Source organism: Rhizobium sullae (assembly GCF_900169785.1).
Lineage (GTDB): Bacteria > Pseudomonadota > Alphaproteobacteria > Rhizobiales > Rhizobiaceae > Rhizobium > Rhizobium sullae.
Genome location: NZ_FWER01000012.1, coordinates 85,715 through 102,579, shown reverse-complemented (window position 1 = coordinate 102,579; position 16,865 = coordinate 85,715). Strand labels below are relative to the sequence as shown.

Annotated in this window: 20 protein-coding genes; 17 read left to right on the top strand and 3 right to left on the bottom strand. The window is 60.5% G+C overall.

From position 1 onward, the window contains the following. Positions 1-14 precede the first annotated feature (14 nt). From ctaD to BN1800_RS12665, 5 genes are all read left to right on the top strand, one after another. Entirely contained in the window at positions 15-1,712 is a 1,698-nt protein-coding gene (gene ctaD, locus BN1800_RS12685; RefSeq protein ID WP_086997936.1) for a cytochrome c oxidase subunit I, read from the top strand. Positions 1,713-1,779: 67 nt separating this feature from the next. Then, positions 1,780-2,736 (top strand): heme o synthase, encoded by a 957-nt coding sequence (locus BN1800_RS12680; RefSeq protein WP_086997933.1) that lies wholly within the window; start codon positions 1,780-1,782, stop codon positions 2,734-2,736. Continuing rightward, positions 2,736-2,873 carry a hypothetical protein gene (locus tag BN1800_RS41375; RefSeq protein ID WP_027507714.1) on the top strand — a complete coding sequence of 46 codons (138 nt, stop codon included), beginning with the start codon at positions 2,736-2,738 and terminating at the stop codon, positions 2,871-2,873. Before BN1800_RS12680 ends, BN1800_RS41375 begins: the two co-directional genes overlap by 1 nt. Before the next feature lie 4 nt (positions 2,874-2,877). Continuing rightward, positions 2,878-3,486, top strand: a complete 609-nt coding sequence (locus BN1800_RS12670) for a cytochrome c oxidase assembly protein (RefSeq protein ID WP_086997930.1) — start codon at positions 2,878-2,880, stop codon at positions 3,484-3,486. A 60-nt stretch (positions 3,487-3,546) separates the two neighbouring features. Then, positions 3,547-4,422 carry a cytochrome c oxidase subunit 3 gene (locus BN1800_RS12665; RefSeq protein WP_086998108.1) on the top strand — a complete coding sequence of 292 codons (876 nt, stop codon included), beginning with the start codon at positions 3,547-3,549 and terminating at the stop codon, positions 4,420-4,422. 61 nt (positions 4,423-4,483) lie between these two features. On the opposite strand, the gene BN1800_RS12660 is transcribed toward BN1800_RS12665, so the two are convergent. Next, positions 4,484-5,125, bottom strand: coding sequence for a chloramphenicol phosphotransferase CPT family protein (locus BN1800_RS12660; protein WP_086997928.1), 642 nt, complete (start codon positions 5,123-5,125; stop codon positions 4,484-4,486). Positions 5,126-5,251: 126 nt separating this feature from the next. On the opposite strand from BN1800_RS12660, the gene BN1800_RS12655 reads away from it, so the two are divergent. The 11 genes from BN1800_RS12655 to BN1800_RS12605 all read left to right on the top strand — a co-directional run bounded on the left by BN1800_RS12655 (position 5,252) and on the right by BN1800_RS12605 (position 13,718). Further along, positions 5,252-5,635 carry a DUF983 domain-containing protein gene (locus BN1800_RS12655; RefSeq protein ID WP_027507710.1) on the top strand — a complete coding sequence of 128 codons (384 nt, stop codon included), beginning with the start codon at positions 5,252-5,254 and terminating at the stop codon, positions 5,633-5,635. Beyond that, complete coding sequence (locus BN1800_RS12650; RefSeq protein ID WP_179213785.1) at positions 5,628-6,380, top strand: SURF1 family protein; 753 nt, start codon at positions 5,628-5,630, stop codon at positions 6,378-6,380. Before BN1800_RS12655 ends, BN1800_RS12650 begins: the two co-directional genes overlap by 8 nt. Before the next feature lie 230 nt (positions 6,381-6,610). Further along, a complete protein-coding gene (gene ispH, locus BN1800_RS12645) occupies positions 6,611-7,615 on the top strand; it encodes a 4-hydroxy-3-methylbut-2-enyl diphosphate reductase (RefSeq protein ID WP_086997922.1) in 1,005 nt (334 codons plus the stop codon). 63 nt (positions 7,616-7,678) lie between these two features. After that, complete coding sequence (locus BN1800_RS12640) at positions 7,679-8,644, top strand: homoserine kinase (RefSeq protein ID WP_086997918.1); 966 nt, start codon at positions 7,679-7,681, stop codon at positions 8,642-8,644. Beyond that, complete coding sequence (gene rnhA, locus BN1800_RS12635) at positions 8,641-9,081, top strand: ribonuclease HI (protein ID WP_086997914.1); 441 nt, start codon at positions 8,641-8,643, stop codon at positions 9,079-9,081. The genes BN1800_RS12640 and rnhA overlap by 4 nt, the downstream gene beginning before the upstream one ends. Positions 9,082-9,103: 22 nt before the next feature. Then, positions 9,104-9,907 (top strand): endonuclease/exonuclease/phosphatase family protein, encoded by an 804-nt coding sequence (locus BN1800_RS12630; protein WP_086997911.1) that lies wholly within the window; start codon positions 9,104-9,106, stop codon positions 9,905-9,907. Positions 9,908-10,076: 169 nt separating this feature from the next. Beyond that, on the top strand, positions 10,077-10,823 hold the full coding sequence (locus BN1800_RS12625) for a GntR family transcriptional regulator (RefSeq protein ID WP_086997908.1): 747 nt from the start codon (positions 10,077-10,079) through the stop codon (positions 10,821-10,823). A gap of 4 nt (positions 10,824-10,827) precedes the next feature. Beyond that, positions 10,828-11,613, top strand: a complete 786-nt coding sequence (locus tag BN1800_RS12620) for a transporter substrate-binding domain-containing protein (protein ID WP_027507825.1) — start codon at positions 10,828-10,830, stop codon at positions 11,611-11,613. A gap of 74 nt (positions 11,614-11,687) precedes the next feature. Then, on the top strand, positions 11,688-12,359 hold the full coding sequence (locus BN1800_RS12615; RefSeq protein WP_027507704.1) for an amino acid ABC transporter permease: 672 nt from the start codon (positions 11,688-11,690) through the stop codon (positions 12,357-12,359). Further along, positions 12,356-13,015, top strand: coding sequence for an amino acid ABC transporter permease (locus BN1800_RS12610; protein WP_027507703.1), 660 nt, complete (start codon positions 12,356-12,358; stop codon positions 13,013-13,015). Before BN1800_RS12615 ends, BN1800_RS12610 begins: the two co-directional genes overlap by 4 nt. Continuing rightward, positions 12,993-13,718 (top strand): amino acid ABC transporter ATP-binding protein, encoded by a 726-nt coding sequence (locus BN1800_RS12605; protein ID WP_027507702.1) that lies wholly within the window; start codon positions 12,993-12,995, stop codon positions 13,716-13,718. The genes BN1800_RS12610 and BN1800_RS12605 overlap by 23 nt, the downstream gene beginning before the upstream one ends. 24 nt (positions 13,719-13,742) lie before the next feature. Here BN1800_RS12605 and BN1800_RS12600 read toward each other — a convergent pair whose 3' ends face one another. Continuing rightward, positions 13,743-14,513, bottom strand: coding sequence for an alpha/beta fold hydrolase (locus tag BN1800_RS12600; protein WP_027507701.1), 771 nt, complete (start codon positions 14,511-14,513; stop codon positions 13,743-13,745). A gap of 216 nt (positions 14,514-14,729) precedes the next feature. Here BN1800_RS12600 and BN1800_RS12595 point away from each other — a divergent pair, with 216 nt between their 5' ends. Further along, positions 14,730-15,416, top strand: a complete 687-nt coding sequence (locus BN1800_RS12595) for a GntR family transcriptional regulator (protein ID WP_086997905.1) — start codon at positions 14,730-14,732, stop codon at positions 15,414-15,416. Between the two features lie 85 nt (positions 15,417-15,501). Here BN1800_RS12595 and BN1800_RS12590 read toward each other — a convergent pair whose 3' ends face one another. Then, positions 15,502-16,701, bottom strand: coding sequence for an NAD-dependent formate dehydrogenase (locus BN1800_RS12590; RefSeq protein ID WP_179213784.1), 1,200 nt, complete (start codon positions 16,699-16,701; stop codon positions 15,502-15,504). Between the last annotated feature and the right edge of the window lie 164 nt (positions 16,702-16,865).

Here is a 16,865-nt window from a genome sequence, read left to right as displayed (position 1 = left end):
AGGGGCTCGGGACAATGGCTGGACCTTCCGCTCACGATCATTCTCATGATCACTCGCATGACGCCCACGCGCATGACGATCATCACGACCACTCGCACAAGCCGAGCTTCGTCAATCGCTGGTTCTTCTCGACGAACCACAAGGACATCGGCACGCTCTACCTGATCTTCGCGATTGTCGCCGGCATCATCGGCGGCGCGCTCTCCGTTGCTATGCGCATGGAGTTGCAGGAGCCGGGCATCCAGATCTTCCACGGCCTGGCTTCCATGGTTTACGGCTACGAAGGCGATGCTGCCATCGACGGCGCCAAGCAGATGTTCAACATGTTCACGACCGCGCACGCGCTGATCATGATCTTCTTCATGGTCATGCCCGCAATGATCGGCGGTTTTGCCAACTGGATGGTGCCGATCATGATCGGCGCACCGGATATGGCATTCCCGCGCCTGAATAACATCTCCTTCTGGCTGATCGTTCCGGCCTTCCTGCTGCTCGTCCTGTCAATGTTCGTCGAGGGACCGGCAGGCGCATACGGCGCGGGCGGCGGCTGGACGATGTATCCGCCGCTTGCCACCTCCGGCACACCAGGCCCCGCGGTTGATCTGGCGATCTTCGCGTTGCATGTGGCCGGCGCTTCGTCGATCCTGGGTGCAATCAACTTCATCACCACGATCCTGAACATGCGCGCGCCGGGCATGACGCTGCACAAGATGCCGCTCTTTGCCTGGTCCGTCCTGATCACCGCCTTCCTGCTCTTGCTGTCGCTGCCGGTTCTGGCAGGCGGCATCACGATGCTGCTTACCGACCGCAACTTCGGCACGGCCTTCTTTGCACCGGAAGGCGGCGGCGATCCGATCCTCTACCAGCATCTGTTCTGGTTCTTCGGTCACCCGGAAGTCTACATCCTGATCCTGCCGGGCTTCGGTATGGTCAGCCACATCATCTCGACTTTCTCGCGCAAGCCGGTCTTCGGCTACCTCGGCATGGCCTACGCCATGGTCGCGATCGGTGCCGTCGGCTTCGTCGTCTGGGCTCACCACATGTACACGGTCGGCCTGTCGCTCGATGCGCAGCGCTACTTCGTCTTCGCAACGATGGTCATCGCCGTTCCGACGGGCGTGAAGATCTTCTCCTGGATCGCGACGATGTGGGGCGGCTCGATCACCTTCAGCACGCCGATGATCTGGGCGATCGGCTTCATCTTTCTGTTCACGGTCGGTGGCGTTACCGGCGTCCAGCTGGCAAATGCCGGTCTCGACCGCTCGCTGCATGACACCTATTACGTCGTGGCTCACTTCCACTATGTTCTGTCGCTAGGCGCCGTCTTCGCGATCTTCGCCGGCTGGTACTACTGGTTCCCGAAGATGACCGGCTACATGTACAACGAGCTCGTCGGCAAGCTACACTTCTGGATCATGTTCATCGGCGTCAACCTGGTGTTTTTCCCGCAGCACTTCCTCGGACTTGCCGGTATGCCGCGCCGCTACATCGACTATCCGGATGCATTTGCCGGCTGGAACTATGTTTCCTCGATCGGCTCCTACATCTCTGCTTTCGGCGTACTGATCTTCCTCTTTGGCGTCTTCGAAGCCTTCGCCAGGAAGCGCCTCGCCGGCGACAATCCGTGGGGCGAAGGTGCCACGACGCTCGAATGGCAGCTGCCTTCGCCGCCGCCGTATCACCAGTGGGAACAGCTCCCGCGCATCAAGTAAGATGCTGATATTCCGGGCGCCGCTTGCAAAATGCGGCGTCCGGCCTTGAAGAATGCAGGACGGAAGAATGAGGGTCATAAACAATCACGAGGTACTTGTGAACGACGGCGAACATCTCCTGTCGGAAGCCAGTGCGCGCGATTATTTCGAGCTTCTGAAGCCGCGCGTGATGTCGCTCGTGGTCTTCACGGCTTTTGCCGGCTTGGTGCTGGCACCCGGCCACATCAATCCCGTCCTCGGCCTGATTTCGATCCTCTGCATAGCGATCGGCGCAGGCGCCTCGGGTGCGCTCAACATGTGGTACGATGCCGATATCGACGCCATCATGACCCGCACCGCCCGCCGGCCAATTCCGGCAGGCCGCATCACGCCGAAGGAAGCACTGGCCTTCGGCCTGATCCTCTCCTGTTTTTCGGTGGTCATCCTCGGCCTTGCCGTCAACTGGCTCTCCGCCTCGATCCTCGCCTTCACGATCTTCTTCTACGTCGTCATCTACACGATGTGGCTGAAGCGCTCGACGCCGCAGAACATCGTCATCGGCGGTGCCGCCGGCGCCTTCCCGCCGATGATCGGCTGGGCCTGCGTGACGAATTCGGTGACGATCGAAAGCACCGTCCTGTTTCTCATCATCTTCCTCTGGACGCCGGCGCATTTCTGGGCGCTTGCCCTGTTCAAGATGCGCGATTATGAGGCCGTCGGTGTGCCGATGCTGCCGAACGTCTCCGGCGAGCGCGTTACCAAACACCAGATCGTCGCCTATGCCGTATTGACGGCCATGTGCGGCGTGGTTCCGTCCTTCCTCGGCTTTGCGAGCGTCGGATACGGCCTCGTCGCAGCGGCGCTCGGCGCGGTCTTCATATACTGTTCCATCGCCGTCTGGCGTATGCCGGATGGCGATCTCAAGATGATCCCGGCGAAGAAGCTCTTTGCTTTCTCGATCTTTTATCTCTTCGCCATCTTTTCTGCCCTGTTGATAGACCGGCTCGCTTCCATGCTGGTCTCCCGTGCAGGAGGTTTGTTCTGATGGAAACCGTCAAGCTCACGGACGCGCAGCGCAAGTCGCGCCGCAACCGGAACGTCGCCCTCGGCCTCGCGCTTGCGGGCCTCTGCGTGCTCTTTTACGCCATCACCATCGTGAAGTTCACCGGGCACGGAGGTTGAACCGATGAGCGACACCGCAAACGCACCGAAGAAGCAGGGCCGCAACAACGGCGCCGTCGTCTTCATGTGCCTGAGCTTCGTTGTCGGCATGACGGCGATGAGCTATGCCGCGGTTCCGCTCTACCGCATCTTCTGCCAGATGACCGGCTATAACGGCACGACGCAGCGCGTCGAGCAGGCGTCAAGCGTCATCCTCGACCGGAAAATGCGCGTCACCTTCGACGCTAATGTGGCGTCGGGCCTGTACTGGGACTTCAAGCCGGTGCAGCGCGAGGTCAATCCGCGCATCGGCGAGACCATTCAGGTCAATTTCGTCGCGGAAAACAAGTCGAACGAGACGCAACGCGGACAGGCGGTCTTCAACGTGACGCCGGGCGAGGCGGGCGCCTATTTCAACAAGATCCAGTGCTTCTGCTTCAACGAAACGGACCTGAAGCCGGGCGAGAAGCTTGAAATGCCAGTGGTGTTCTATATCGATCCGGATATTACAAAGGCCGTCGAGTCGAAAGACATCCACACGATTACGCTGTCATATACGTTCTACCCGAAAGAGGGACCGAAGCCCGTGGCTTCGAACGAGGGTGGGGCGCAGAAGGTTGAAAAGAAACTTTGATTGAGGATCGTTTCCGGCTATGCCGGAGGCGAAGCGAAGGAAGACATCCGGGGATCTGACATGGCCGATGCGCATCAGAAAAATCACGACTACCACATCATCGACCCAAGCCCGTGGCCGATTCTGGCGTCGCTTGGCGCCTTTATCGTCACTTTCGGCGGCGTCGGCTATATGCGCTACCTGAATGGCGGTTCGCTGCATCTCTTCGGCATCGAATGGGCCCAGCCCTGGCTGTTCTATATCGGCCTCGCGCTGATCCTCTACGTCATGTACGGCTGGTGGTCCGATACGGTGAAGGAGGCCCATGAGGGCGCCCATACCCGCGTCGTCTCGCTGCACCTGCGCTACGGCATGATCATGTTCATCGCTTCGGAAGTGATGTTCTTCCTTGCCTGGTTCTGGGCCTATTTCGACGCGAGCCTCTTTGCGAATGAAGCGATCCAGGCGTCGCGCCTTGCATATACAGGTGGCCAGTGGCCGCCGAAAGGCGTCGAGGTTCTCGATCCTTGGCACCTGCCGATCTACAACACCGTAATCCTGCTTTTGTCCGGCACGACGGTCACCTGGGCGCACCATGCGCTCTTGCATAACGACCGCAAGGGGTTGGTGCAGGGTCTGACGCTCACCGTCCTTCTCGGCATCCTGTTCTCCAGCGTCCAGGGCTACGAATATGCCCACGCTCCGTTCGACTTCAAGAACTCGATCTACGGCGCGACCTTCTTCATGGCGACCGGCTTCCACGGTTTCCATGTGCTGATCGGTACGATTTTCCTGGCAGTCTGCCTCATCCGCGCAATCCGCGGCGACTTTACGCCGAAGCAGCACTTCGGCTTCGAAGCGGCCGCCTGGTACTGGCACTTCGTTGACGTCGTCTGGCTGTTTCTGTTCTTCTCCATCTATGTCTGGGGCGGTTGGGGCGCACCTGTCGCCGGCTGACAAAACGCAAAGAAAATCAAAACAAGGCGGGCGCCAACCGATGCCCGCCTTTTTCTATGGACTACCTTGCAGCAGCGATCCGCTCGAAGGCCGATGGCTCCGGAATGCCGAGATCGAGTTGCTGCCGGATCGCCTCGGCACATTCGTATGGCGTCAGCACCGACGTATCGACCTCGAGGTCGTAGATGCCCGGCCGGTGCACTTCTTCCTGCCAGCGCCGCACGGCATCCGGAACCGGAACCTCGTCGCTACCTCTTGCATAAAGATGCTGGCGTCCCGGCTCATCGATGTCGCGGCGCTTCATGATGACGTCGAGCGGGCAGAGCACGCCGATGAAGAGAACCGGGAAGCCTTCAAGCCGCCGGGCGCAATCCGTAAGAATTCCGAGCGGCCGCGAATAGGCGTCGTGATGGCCGAGATCGGCGACGACATTGAGCCCAAGCCCGGCATGGATGGCTATGGATTCGTAGAGCGCCGCGTATAAGAACGGCACCAATTCTTCAAGGTCGGGTCGCTCGCCGCCGGGGCGAAGTCCGATGCCCGGCAGGTAGCGTGCCGGCGTCGCGGCATTGTAAGCATCGACGCCGAGGTTCATCCACGGTCCTTCGAACTGTTGCTGAATGGTTCTCGCGATCGTCGTCTTGCCGCTGCGCGGCGCGCCGTTCAGGATCACGATCTGGCCGGCAGGGCTATCATTGCTCATCCGTTTTCTTCTTCTGTTGGCGCGAATCACTTAGGCGAAATCGCGCAGCTATTTCCATTCGTCCTGCGGATACTTTATGGGAGAGTTAAGGCACGACCGGAAATGACCCCGGCCGAAAGGAAGACGATGAGCGAAGACAGTGCACATTTCCCCCCAGTGGATCCCGTAAAGACCGGCGTGCGGGGCTGCTGCCCGCGCTGCGGACAGGGAAAATTGTTTGACGGCCTGCTCTCGCTGAAACCGCGCTGTGCTGCCTGCGGCCTCGATTATTCCTTTGCCGATTCGGGCGATGGCCCTGCCGTCTTCGTCATTCTCATCGTCGGCGTCATCGTCATCGGCTCTGTGCTCTGGCTGGAGGTGAACTATTCGCCGCCAATCTGGCTGCACATTCTGCTGTTCGCTCCGCTGACGATCATGCTTTCGCTGGTGGCGCTTCGTTGGTGCAAGGGAATCCTGATCGCCATGCAGTTCCGCCATAATGCCCGCGAAGGACGCATCTCCAGTGACTGACATCGAGATCGCCGCCGCACGCCGCAGCCTGCCGGTCTTCACCGGCATTGCCGTGCTGATCGCGCTCGCCATCCTCATTTCGCTCGGTACCTGGCAGGTGGAACGCCTGTATTGGAAGGAGAGCCTGATCGCCGACATCGCGGAACGCCGCGCATCGGCTCCGGTACCGCTCGCCGATATCGAGCGGATGCTCGCCTCGGGCGCGGATATCGAATATCGCCCCGTCACGGCAACCGGCCGCTATGTGAACGACAAGGAGCGCCATTTCTTCGCCACCTGGCACGGCCGGACCGGCTATTACGTCTACACGCCGCTTGAGGTTGCCGGCGCACGTTATCTCTTCGTCAACCGCGGCTTCGTTCCTTTTGAAAACAAGGAGCCAGAAAAACGCATGCAGGGCCAACTGACCGGCGAGCAGACCGTCACCGGCCTGGCGCGCAACAAGCTGCCCGGAAAGCCTTCCTGGGTGGTGCCGGAAAACGATGTCGCCAAGAACATCTTCTACTGGAAGGACCTCGACGTCATGGCGACAAGCACCGGCCTCGACAAGGCGAGCGTCGTGCCGTTCTTCGTCGATGCCGATTCGACGCCCAACCCGAACGGCCTGCCGATCGGCGGCGTCACCGAAGTCGACCTGCCGAACAACCACCTGCAATACGCCTTTACTTGGTATGGCCTGGCGGCGGTGCTGGTCGTGATCGTTGTGATCTCGTGGTTCCGCGGCCGCGGCAGGACTTCGCAATAGTATCGCTTCAATTCTTTTCTAACTTGGGCTAGAGGTCGCTCAAGTCGTAAACGTAGGACTGTCTCTTCCGTGGTGCTGCACGAAGCTCAATTTTCCCTCATTCCTGTGCTTGTCACAGGAATCCAGCCACGGCGCGTCTGGCCCGTGAATGAGTGTTTCGCGCCCAAGGCCTTGGGCGCACCGGATTCCTGTGACAAGCACAGGAATGAGGGCAGCCTTAAAGGAGCGACATGAACATAGCAGCGAAACCTCCTTTGACGATCAGGCTTTGCGGTCCGCGCGGCTTCTGCGCCGGCGTCGACCGCGCCATCCAGATCGTCGTGCTGGCGCTGAAATCCTACGGCGCGCCGGTCTATGTCCGCCACGAGATCGTGCACAACCGCTACGTCGTCGAGGGACTGGAAGCGAAGGGTGCGGTCTTCGTCGAGGAACTCGACGAGATCCCGGAAGAGCACCGCGCCCAGCCGGTCGTCTTTTCTGCGCACGGCGTTCCGAAGTCGGTTCCGGAAGATGCGAACGCGCGGAATCTTTTCTATCTCGATGCCACCTGTCCGCTGGTTTCCAAGGTCCACAAGCAGGCGATGCGGCATAACCGTCTCGGACGCCATGTCGTGCTGATCGGCCATGCCGGTCATCCGGAAGTCATCGGCACGATGGGCCAGCTTCCCGAAGGTTCCGTCTCGCTGATCGAAACCGTCGAAGATGCCGATGCGTATCAGCCCGCCGATCCCGACAATCTGGGCTACGTCACCCAGACGACTCTCTCGGTCGATGACACGGCCGGCGTGATTGCGCGACTGGAGCAGCGTTTCCCGAACCTGACTGCACCCGCGGCCGATTCGATCTGCTATGCCACGACCAACCGTCAGGAAGTCGTCAAGCAGGCCGCACCCGGCTGCGACCTCTTCATCATTGTCGGCGCGCCAAATTCGTCCAACTCCAAGCGCCTCGTCGAAGTCGCGCTGAGGTCAGGGGCAAAGAAATCGATCCTCGTGCAGCGCGCTGCTGAACTCAATTGGAAAGAGATCGGCCCGATTTCGACGCTCGGTCTTTCTGCTGGCGCTTCGGCACCGGAAGTGATCGTCAACGAGATCATCGAGGCCTTCCGGTCGCGCTTTAGTGCCAAGGTCGAGCTTGCGGAGACCGTGCAGGAAAACGAGCATTTCCTCGTGAACCGGGAACTGCGTAATATCGAGCTGACGACGGCCGACATGGCCTTTGTGAACGGGGATTAGAGGGGGTGCCGCATACTCCGAGCCCAAACCGCCGTAGAACAAAATTTAATGTGAGAGTCCGCCTTGGCCGTCTATACCGATATTTCAGAAGATGATTTGAAGTGGTTTTTGACGGAGTATGACGCCGGCACTCTGCTTTCCTACAAGGGGATCGCGGAAGGCGTCGAGAACTCCAACTTCCTGCTGCACACCACCAAAAAGCCGCTGATCCTGACGCTTTATGAAAAGCGTGTCGAAAAATCCGACCTACCGTTCTTCCTCGGCCTGATGCAGCATCTTGCCGCCCGCGGCGTATCCTGCCCGCTGCCGCTGCCGCGCAGGGACGGCGCGCTCCTCGGCACGCTTTCGGATCGTCCCGCGGCGCTGATATCCTTCCTCGAAGGCATGTGGCTGAGAAAGCCCGATGCGAAACATTGCCGCGAGGTCGGCAAGGCTCTGGCACAGATGCATCTTGCCGGCGAAAGTTTCGAGCTGAAGCGGCCGAACGCGCTGTCGCTGGAGGGTTGGAAGCTGCTCTGGGACAAATCTGAGGCGCGCGCCGACGAGGTCGAAAAAGGCTTGTCCGCCGAAATTCGCGGGGAGATCGATTTCCTGTCGGCCCACTGGCCGAAGGATCTTCCGGCAGGCATCATTCATGCCGATCTCTTTCCTGACAACGTCTTCTTCCTTGGCGACGAACTATCCGGCCTGATCGATTTCTATTTCGCCTGCAACGATCTGCTCGCCTACGACGTCTCGATCATCCTGAACGCCTGGTGCTTCGAAAAGGACGGCGCCTATAACATCACCAAGGGCACTGCCATGCTGGAAGGTTATCAGAGCATCCGCCCTCTCAGCGCTGCAGAGCTCGCAGCACTTCCCGTGCTCGCCCGCGGCTCCGCGCTTCGCTTCTTCCTGACCCGCCTCTATGACTGGCTGACCACGCCGGAGGGCGCGATGGTCACCAAGAAGGATCCGCTCGAATATCTGCGCAAGCTGCGCTTCCACCGGCAAGTCGCATCGGCGGCCGAATACGGGCTTTCGGCATGAAGCACGTCGAAATTTTTACCGACGGCGCTTGCTCGGGCAATCCCGGTCCCGGCGGATGGGGCGCGATCCTGCGTTACGGCGACATCGAAAAGGAACTTTCCGGCGGCGAGGCGGAAACGACCAACAACCGCATGGAGCTGATGGCCGCGATCTCGGCGCTTTCGGCGCTGAAGACGCCCTGCGAGGTCGATCTCTATACAGACAGCGCCTACGTCAAGGACGGTATTTCCAAGTGGATTTTCGGCTGGAAGAAAAATGGCTGGAAGACCGCGGACAAGAAGCCGGTGAAGAATGCCGACCTGTGGCAGGCGCTGGAGGAAGCGCGCAACAAGCACAAGGTGACGCTCCACTGGATCAAGGGCCATGCCGGCCATCTGGAAAACGAGCGTGCCGACGAACTGGCGCGCATGGCCATGGCGCCCTTCAAGAAACGGTAGGGCGAAATCCGGGGAGGCGACATTGCGCATCATTTCGCTCAATACTTGGGGCGGCAAGCTGCATCAGCCGCTGATCGACTATCTCGGAACCATCGAGGCGGACGTGCTCTGCCTGCAGGAGATCACCCGCTCCGTCACTGTCAAAAGCGACTGGCTGGAATATCGCGACGGCAGCCACATCCTGCCCCAGCGCGCCAACCTCTTCGAGGAGATCAAGGCGGTTCTTCCGGAGCATGACGCCTTCTTCGCGCCGACGGCGAAAGGCGAGCTCTTCGATGGCGGGAGCAGCGTGCCTTCGGAGTTTGGGCTGGCGACGTTCGTGCGCAGGTCGGTTGCGGTCATCGGCCATGCCATGGATTTCGTGCATGGCGAGTTCTTTGCAGACAGCTATGGTCCGCATCCGCGCGCCCGCAACGCCCATGCCATCCGCCTGTTCGACTATAAGGCCAGCCATCCGGTGACAATCGCCCAACTGCATGGCCTGCGTGACATGGCCGGCAAGGGCGATACGCCCGCGCGCCGGGGACAGGCCGATGCACTCGTCAGTTTGATCCGGCAGATCTGGCGTAAGGGCGAGCGCCTCGTCGTCTGCGGCGACTTCAACGTGCTACCCGGAAGCGTCATGTTCGATGCGCTCGGCAGGCTCGGCCTCACCGATCTCGTCACCTCCCGCGGCTTCACGGATACGAGGACATCGCACTACGCGAAAGACGGGCGCTTTGCGGACTACATGCTGGTGACGCCTGACGTTGCGGTTGCGAGATTCGATGTGGTCGCGGAACCGGAAGTGTCGGATCATCGGCCGCTCCTGCTGGAGATCGGCTAGCCGCCTATCTTTTCACGCTTTGCCGTTGATAGCGGCGCTCCCAAATTATTCAGGGCACAAAACTGCTTAAATAGTCATCACTGCTGCCACTTTCTTCCGCGGCGGGCAGGCAAACCCTTGTAGATGAAGCATTTCTGAAATTGGCATATCGCTTGCTTACCCGTCTTGTATGCAAGATAGCCATACAGCTGAGACCGCGCAGAACACCATCGAAGAGGCCATCATTTCGGGCATTCTTTCCGCCCGGATCAGACCCGGTACGCGGCTGAGCGAGAACCAGCTTGCAGCCGTGTTCGGCGTTTCGCGAACCCGCGTGCGCGAGGCGATGATGCGGCTGGAAACGCGCGGCATCGTCACTGTAAGCCCGCGCCGGGGCTGGTTCGTCGTCGAGCCGTCCGCCGAGGAGGCGATGACCGTCTACCAGGCGAGGCGCGCCATCGAATCCGGCCTGCTGCGCGGCATGCGGGCGCTGACGGACGAAGGCCGCAAGGTTCTCACCGCGCATCTCGACGAGGAAAAGGCTGCGATGGCCGTTGGGGATCGCCAGCGTCTCACCTGCCTCATGGGCGATTTCCACATCCGCATTGCCGAACTCGGCGGCAACCCGATCCTTGTCGACATCCTGCGCGATCTCACTGCCCGCACGATCCTCATTTCGATGCTCTATCAGTCGGAATTTCATGCAGTGCAATCCCATGAGGGGCACTGCCGCATCTTCGAGGCCATGGCAGCCAGCGATTTCGTCAGGGCCGCCGAGCTCTCCGTCGAACATCTGGACGAGGTGGAAACGGGCCTGGACCTCACGACGCGTCCGGACCCTCTCTCGGAACTGCGCAGTTCCCTGTCCCTCCCTCCCAGGACCGTGCCTTCCCAATCATCCGGCATACGAAAAACCGCAACTTCAAAGGAGAAATGAACACATGCTGACGAGAAGAACATTCTTTGCAATAGCAACGCTCGCCGCCGCCGTCGGCTTCGGCTCCGCATCCCACGCCGATGCGCTGGCCGACATCACCGCGCGCGGTACGCTGCGTGTCGCCGTCCCGCAGGATTTCCCGCCTTTCGGCAGCGTCGGTACTGACATGGCGCCGATGGGCTATGACATCGACATGGCCAATCTGATTGCCGAAAAGCTCGGCGTCAAAACCGAACTAGTGCCAGTCACAAGTGCCAACCGCATTCCATACCTGCAGACGAACAAGGTCGATCTGGTTATTTCCAGCCTCGGCAAGAATCCGGACCGCGAAAAGGTGATCGATTTCTCGACCGCCTATGCGCCCTTCTTCAACGGCGTATTCGCGCCAGGCGATCTTTCCGTCGCCAAGGTGGAAGATCTGGCCGGCAAGACGGTCGGTGTCACCCGCGGCGCCGTCGAAGACCTCGAGCTGACGAAGATTGCGTCTGCCGATGTCACGATCAAGCGCTACGAGGACAACAACGGCACGATCTCCGCCTTCCTCTCCGGCCAGGTCGAGGCTGTTGCGACCGGCAATGTCGTTGCCGCCGCCATCCTTGCCAAGAACCCGCCGAAGCGTCCCGAACTGAAGTTCCTCATTAAGAACTCGCCCTGCTATATCGGCCTCAGCAAGGAACAGCCTGCGCTTCTCGAAAAGGTGAACAGCATCATCGCCGCCGCCAAGACCGACGGTTCGCTGAACGCCATTGCCCAGAAGTGGCTCGGCACCGATCTCCCGAAAGACCTCTAAAAGCCGGTCCAGCATGGTCACCCCGCCGCCGCGGGGTGACTACTCGCCGTCGGTATTCAAAGAGGGGACGTGTTTTGAGCTACCATTTCGAATTCGGTTGGCTGCTTCAGTATTATCCGCAGGTCGTCAAGGGCATAGTGATCACCCTGGAGCTTGTCGCGATCGGCGGTGTGCTCGGCATCTCGCTCGGCACCTTCTGTGCCTGGGTGCGCGCGCTCGGTCCGGCGTGGCTGAAGCCTGTGGTCGCGGGTTACGTCGAGCTTATCCGCAATACGCCATTCCTGATCCAGCTTTTTTTCATCTTCTTTGGCCTGCCGTCGCTGGGTCTGCAGCTTTCCGAGCTGACGGCCGCCAATCTCGCCATGGTCGTCAATCTCGGTGCCTATAGCTGCGAAATCATCCGCGCCGGCATCCAGGCGACGCCAAAGGGGCAGTTCGAGGCGGGCGCCAGTCTCGCCATGACGCCGTTCGAAACCTTCCGCCACGTCGTTCTGGTGCCCTCGCTGCAGCGCATCTGGCCGGCACTCTCCTCGCAGGTGGTGATCGTCATGCTCGGCTCCTCCGTCGTGTCGCAGATCGCCGCCGAGGACCTGACCTTTGCCGCCAACTTCATCCAGTCGCGAACCTTCCGCGCCTTCGAGGCCTACATCGTCTCGACGGCCATCTACCTGGCGCTGGCGATCCTGCTTAGGCAGGTGCTGGCGGTGGCCGGTGGGTTCATCTTCCCGAGGAGGCTTGCCCGATGATCGAGTTCACGCTCTGGGATATCCTGCGCAACCTGCTGCTCGCCACCCGCTGGACAGTTCTGCTCTCGCTCATTTCCTTCATCGGCGGCGGCGCGGTCGGGCTCGGACTGCTCCTCCTGCGCATCAGCAAGCGCAAATCGCTGCGGGCGCTTGCAAAATACTACATCGAGCTTTTCCAGGGCACGCCGCTCCTGATGCAGCTCTTCATCGCCTTCTTCGGCCTCGGCCTGTTCGGTATCAATGTCCCGGCCTGGCTTGCCGCCGGCCTGGCGCTGATCCTCTGGACCGCCGCCTTCCTTGCCGAAATCTGGCGCGGTTGCGTCGAATCGGTCGCAAAAGGCCAGTGGGAGGCCTCCGCCAGCCTCGGCATGGGCCGGCTTCAGCAGATGCGCTACGTGATCCTGCCGCAGGCCCTGAGGGTCGCCGTGCCACCGACGGTCGGCTTCTCCGTCCAGGTCGTCAAGGGAACGGCGCTCACCTCGATCATCGGCTTCGTCGAGCTGTCGAAGGCAGGCACCGTCGTCACCAACGCCACCTTCCAGCCCTTCACCGTCTACGGGCTCGTCGCACTCATCTATTTCGCGCTCTGCTGGCCTCTGTCGAAGAGCAGCCAGATCCTCGAAAGGAAGCTCAATGTCGCTCATCGAAATCACTGAAGTCCGCAAGAGCTACGGCACGAACGAGGTGCTGAAGGGCATCAACCTGGATGTGGATCCGGGCGAAGTCATCGCCATCATCGGCAAGAGCGGCTCGGGCAAATCGACCCTGCTGCGCTGCATCAACGGCCTTGAGAGCATCACCCAAGGCTCGATCTCGGTGGCCGGAGCCCAGCTTCTGGACGACGAACTGCACCTGAAGGCGCTGCGCCTGAAGGTCGGCATGATCTTCCAGCAGTTCAATCTTTTCCCGCACCTGACGGCCGGCGGCAACGTCATGCTGTCGCAGTCCGTCGTCAAGAAGACGCCGAAGGCGGAGGCCGCAGCGGTCGCCCGCAAGATGCTCGACCGGGTCGGCCTAGGCCACAAATTCGACGCCTATCCCGACGAGCTTTCCGGCGGTCAGCAGCAGCGCGTCGCGATCGCCCGTGCGCTTGCGATGCAGCCGATCGCGCTGCTCTGCGACGAGATCACCTCCGCGCTCGATCCGGAACTCGTCGCCGAAGTCCTGGCTGTCGTGCGCGAGCTTGCCGCCGAGGGGATGACGTTGCTGATGGTGACGCACGAAATGCGGTTCGCCCGCGACGTCTGCAGCCGGGTCGTCTTCATGCACGAAGGCCGCGTTCACGAAATCGGCCGGCCGGAAAACGTCTTCGCAAATCCGAAGACCGCCGAACTCAAGCAGTTTCTCGGCATGCATTGAGGGGCGCGCCGCAAGTCATGTATGTTATCCCGCCGCCTCGATGATCAGCTGGGTGATCTCATCGGGATGGGAAATCAGTGAAAGATGGCTGGCCTTCAGTTCGATGGTCTTGGCTCCCATGCGCTTGGCCATGAAGCGTTCGAGTTCTGGATTGATCGTGCGATCTTCTGTCGATACGGCATACCAGCTTGGCTTCGAACGCCAAGTCGCCTGTGTGGTCTTGCCTGTAAGGAGAGCCTTGTTGAATGGCGCCTGGACTGCATAAAGCACCTTCGCCTTTGCTTCCGGTAGGTCGCCCGCGAAATCATGCAGGAATGCCGCCTCGCTGAGGCGCCCTTCGTCGCCATCGAAAACAATGCCTGCGGAAGCCGGCGGCGGGGGAAATGTCTTGGCCAATGCCGTATAATCCTCGCCCGCATCCGGCGCCCGCGCCGCGACATAAACGAGTGCCGATACGTTAGGATGCATCCCGGCTTCCGTTATTATCATTCCGGCGAAGGAATGCCCGACCAAAACCGTCGGGCCATCCTGCCGTGCCAGCACGCGCTCAACGGAGGATACCGCTTCAGGCAGCGTCGTTAGCGGATTTTGCACGGCCGTCGCATTGAACCCCGCCGCCTGCAGTCGGGTAATCACCTCGGACCAGCACGACCCATCGGCGAACAACCCATGCGCCAGGACGACGTTGCGGGCCTTCACCGTACCAGAGGGTGCGGCCATGCTGCTGGTTGAGAGAAGAGAGGCAGCAGCGCTGGCAACGATGGCGGCTGAGAAAGTACGTCTTGTCATCATCATGATTTGGCTTCCTTCTGCGTCGAATAGTTGGAAGGCTTTGCAAGCTTTTATGTATGCAGGATGTAACATTGATCGGAAGAATGTATTCTCATGACGCGATTTTTTCAATAATTGAATGCATAACAGCTTCGTGATAATGGTTTTGCATGCGCTTAACCTGTGTTTACGCATATTCGCATACGGGCCGGAAGCACGACCGGTTCAGGGAGGATTTGCATGGCAAACGGATCAGAAGCTGGAGATGATGGCGATGATCGGGAACTCCTGTCTGACCGTATTCGCAACGCGCTGACGGATGAAATTGCGGCGGGCACGCTGGCAGCGGGTGCTTCGCTGGACGAACAGCAGCTCGCCGACCGTTTCGGTGCCTCCCGTACTCCGGTTCGGGAAGCGCTGCGTCAATTGGCGGCCAGCGGCCTCGTCGAGGTTCGCGCACGGCGAGGCGTCGTCGTCGCACGCATGACCCCCGAGCGCATCATGGACATGTTTGAGACGTCGGCCGAAATCGAGGCCATGTGCGTGCGGCTTGCGACTTACCGTATGACTCCGCTGGAGCGAAGCCACCTGATCGGACTGCACGACATGTCCCACGAGATTGTCGAGAACGGTGATTTTGACGCGTACGATGCTTTCAACCGCGAATTCCATGAGACGATCTATCGCGCCACCCACAACGGCTTTCTTGCCGAACAAGCGATAGCGGTGCGCACGAGGCTGAACGCCTTCCGGCGCACGCAACTTCGACAAGGCGATCGGATGCGTAAATCTCGGGACGAGCACGATGCAATCATGCAGGCGATCGCGGAGGGTGACGGCGAAATGGCATCTCGGCGCATGCGAGCACATATGCTGAACGCTGCCACAGCGCTCCGTCGTTTCATTGAAGCGAACAAGTCGGCATAACATTGCCGACGGTAATGCATGCCTGCAACCGCGTCGGCTCTCGGCGAGCAACGAGAGCCGGTCCAGCCTTCCGAATAACGCGCCTTCAGCTCTTGAAACGCGCCGCCTCTTCAGAGCCGCGCGTCGCATCGCCGGCACTGTAGGAGTGCGCGCCGGCGCCGGCGAGTTTGCCGCCGTCGACGATCAGATATTCCTCGCGGATCGGCCTGCCTTCGAACCAGCATTCGAGAATTTCCCGCGTACCGGCGGCGTAACGCGCCTGGGCGGACAGCGACGATCCTGAAATATGCGGCGTCATGCCGTGATACGGCATCGATCGCCACGGATGGTCCTTCGGCGGAGGCTGCGGGAACCAGACATCGCCGGCATAACCCGCAAGCTGGCCGTTCTCCAGTGCCCGCGCGACGGCATCGCGATTACAGATCTTGCCGCGCGCCGTATTCACCAGGTAGGCGCCACGTTTCATCTTGTCGATCATCGCCGCGTCGAAGAGGTTTTCCGTCTCCGGATGGAGCGGCGCGTTGATCGTCACGACATCGCAGATCGGCACCATGTCCGCCGCGGTCTTGTGGAAGGTAACGCCAAGCTCCTTCTCGACCGCATCGGGAAGCCGGTGGCGGTCGGTATAGTGCAACTTGACGTCGAACGGCTTCAGCCTGCGCAGCACTGCGCTGCCGATCCGCCCTGCGCCCACCGTGCCGATCTCCATGCCCTCGATATCGTAGGAACGCGCGACGCAGTCGGCTATGTTCCAGCCGCCCTTCACGACCCACTGGTAGGAGGGGATATAGTTTCGGGCAAGGCCGAGGATCGTCATGACCACATGTTCGGACACGCTGATCGAGTTGCAGTAGGTCACTTCGGCGACGGTGACGCCGCGGTCCATCGCGGCCTGGAGATCGACATGATCCGAGCCGATGCCGGCGGTGATTGCCAGCTTCAGCTTGGCCGCCTTGGCGATCCGTTCGGCGGTCAGGTAGGCTGGCCAGAAAGGCTGCGAGATCACGATCTCGGCCTCGGCAAGCTCGCGTTCGAAGACGCTGCCGGGACCATCCTTATCCGAGGTCACGATCAGGCTGTGCCCTTGGCTTTCGAGAAACGTCCGCAAGCCCAGTTCGCCGGAAACGCTGCCCAGCAGCACGCCCGGCTGAAAATCGATGGCCTTCGGGGTGGGAAGCGTCTGGCCGTCGGGGTAGTGTTCGAGCTTCGGCAGGCCATCGCGCGCATAGGCGCTCGGATATCCGTCGACCGGATCGTCATAGAGGACGCAAACGACCTTTGCCATTTCCATCTCCCTTCATTTGAAACGAAGAGGGAGGGCCTCGAATCTTTCATAGCCGCCGGTCAATGCGGATGGACAGCAGGGCGGTGTGCTCTGCTGAATGATCTGTGGCCAGCAGGCTCGCTCCTGGCGCTCCCGCATTCGTAATTGGCACCACTCTGGAAAGG

Excerpts from the sequence above, each read along its gene's own strand:
- ctaD (WP_086997936.1), top strand. The coding sequence starts at position 15 with ATGGCTGGACCTTCCGCTCACGATCATTCTCATGATCACTCGCATGAC.
- BN1800_RS12680 (WP_086997933.1), top strand. The coding sequence starts at position 1,780 with ATGAGGGTCATAAACAATCACGAGGTACTTGTGAACGACGGCGAACAT.
- BN1800_RS41375 (WP_027507714.1), top strand. The coding sequence starts at position 2,736 with ATGGAAACCGTCAAGCTCACGGACGCGCAGCGCAAGTCGCGCCGCAAC.
- BN1800_RS12670 (WP_086997930.1), top strand. The coding sequence starts at position 2,878 with ATGAGCGACACCGCAAACGCACCGAAGAAGCAGGGCCGCAACAACGGC.
- BN1800_RS12665 (WP_086998108.1), top strand. The coding sequence starts at position 3,547 with ATGGCCGATGCGCATCAGAAAAATCACGACTACCACATCATCGACCCA.
- BN1800_RS12660 (WP_086997928.1), bottom strand. The coding sequence starts at position 5,125 with ATGAGCAATGATAGCCCTGCCGGCCAGATCGTGATCCTGAACGGCGCG.
- BN1800_RS12655 (WP_027507710.1), top strand. The coding sequence starts at position 5,252 with ATGAGCGAAGACAGTGCACATTTCCCCCCAGTGGATCCCGTAAAGACC.
- ispH (WP_086997922.1), top strand. The coding sequence starts at position 6,611 with ATGAACATAGCAGCGAAACCTCCTTTGACGATCAGGCTTTGCGGTCCG.
- rnhA (WP_086997914.1), top strand. The coding sequence starts at position 8,641 with ATGAAGCACGTCGAAATTTTTACCGACGGCGCTTGCTCGGGCAATCCC.
- BN1800_RS12625 (WP_086997908.1), top strand. The coding sequence starts at position 10,077 with ATGCAAGATAGCCATACAGCTGAGACCGCGCAGAACACCATCGAAGAG.
- BN1800_RS12620 (WP_027507825.1), top strand. The coding sequence starts at position 10,828 with ATGCTGACGAGAAGAACATTCTTTGCAATAGCAACGCTCGCCGCCGCC.
- BN1800_RS12610 (WP_027507703.1), top strand. The coding sequence starts at position 12,356 with ATGATCGAGTTCACGCTCTGGGATATCCTGCGCAACCTGCTGCTCGCC.
- BN1800_RS12605 (WP_027507702.1), top strand. The coding sequence starts at position 12,993 with ATGTCGCTCATCGAAATCACTGAAGTCCGCAAGAGCTACGGCACGAAC.
- BN1800_RS12600 (WP_027507701.1), bottom strand. The coding sequence starts at position 14,513 with ATGATGATGACAAGACGTACTTTCTCAGCCGCCATCGTTGCCAGCGCT.
- BN1800_RS12595 (WP_086997905.1), top strand. The coding sequence starts at position 14,730 with ATGGCAAACGGATCAGAAGCTGGAGATGATGGCGATGATCGGGAACTC.
- BN1800_RS12590 (WP_179213784.1), bottom strand. The coding sequence starts at position 16,701 with ATGGCAAAGGTCGTTTGCGTCCTCTATGACGATCCGGTCGACGGATAT.